1 protein-coding gene is annotated in these 1412 nt (G+C 68.4%); it reads left to right on the forward strand.

Annotated elements, in window-relative coordinates:
* Window positions 1-1256 (forward strand): glycosyltransferase (locus QYM41_RS17510; protein ID WP_368801048.1); only part of this gene is annotated, 1256 nt, incomplete at its 5' end.
* Window positions 1257-1412: the final 156 nt, after the last annotated feature.

A 1412-nucleotide genomic window follows, 5' to 3' on the forward strand; every position in this document is an offset into this window, starting at 1 on the left:
TCGTGCTCATCGCTCTGGTGTTGTTCGCGATCGCGACGTCCACGCTGTACCTGAACACCTATGCCTGGTGGGATCCCAGCACGCAGGAGCGCACCTTCTACGGGGGTCTGTTGCAGGAGGCCCGGTACTCCTTCTCCCTGATCATGCCCTGCCGCCAGGAGGAGGAACAGGTCATGCGCGCCACCCTCGAGGCGCTGCTGATCCAGTCCCACCGCGAGGTCGAGATCATCATCTCCGTGGGCCACGACGACCTCGCGACCGTGGACATCGCCCACCGCCTGGCCGCCGAGCACCCGGCCACGGTGCGGGTGAGCGTGGAGCACAGCGAGGTGAAGAACAAGCCGCTGCAGCTCAACGCGGCCCTGGCCATGTGCCGCAACGACATCGTCGGGGTCTTCGACGCCGAGTCCATCGCCGCCCCGGACCTGCTGCGCAACATCGACAGCTGCTTCGTGGCCCGCGACGCCGACGTCGTCCAGGGCGCGGTGCAGCTGATCAACTTCAAGGACACCTGGTACTCCCTGCGCAACTGCCTGGAGTACTTCACCTGGTTCCGCTCCCGCCTGCACGCCCACGCGAACAAGGGCTTCATCCCGCTGGGCGGGAACACCGTGTTCATCAAGCGCGAGCTGCTGATCCAGGTCGGGGGCTGGGACACGAAGTGCCTGGCCGAGGACTGCGACCTCGGGGTGCGCCTGTCCACCCTGGGCCGGGAGATCGTGGTGGCCTACTCCGCCGAGCTCGTCACCCGCGAGGAGACCCCCGACAGCCTGCGCAGCCTGATCAAGCAGCGTACCCGCTGGTCGCTGGGCTTCATGCAGGTCTTCGCCAAGGGCGACTGGAAGCAGCTGCCCACCCGCCGCCGGCGCGCGCTGGCCTGGTGGACGCTGATGCAGCAGCACTTCATGGCCTTCGCCGGGCTCGTGATCCCGATCGCGATCATCGCCGCGGTCTGGGGGAACTTCCCGATGGTCGTGACCCTCATCGCGTTCCTGCCCCTGATCCCCACCATCGCCACCGTGGCCTTCGACATCTGCATGCTCCACGAGTTCGGCCGCGACCACCACTTCCGGATCAGCGCCTGGGACTACCTGCGCCTGGTGATCAGCACCCCGTTCTACCAGCTCGTGCTGGCCTTCGCCGCCGTGCGCGCGCTGGTGAAGTTCAACCGCCAGGACTTCCGCTGGGAGAAGACCTCCCACTCCGGGGCCCACCTCGACTACGTCCAGCCCATCGCCCAGGCGGTCAGCGCATGAGCCCGGCCACCACCGCCACCCAGAAACCCATCACCACCTCGGTAGCCACCACACCGACCACGGCCACACAGGCCACCGCCGACACCGAGCCCGCAGCGCGGCCCCGGGACCGGCGGCCCGGCGCGGGCAGGTGGTCCGGCCTCAGCCGCGACCGCG

Origin of the sequence: Kocuria oxytropis (assembly GCF_040981195.1) — a bacterium.
Classification (GTDB): domain Bacteria; phylum Actinomycetota; class Actinomycetes; order Actinomycetales; family Micrococcaceae; genus Kocuria; species Kocuria oxytropis.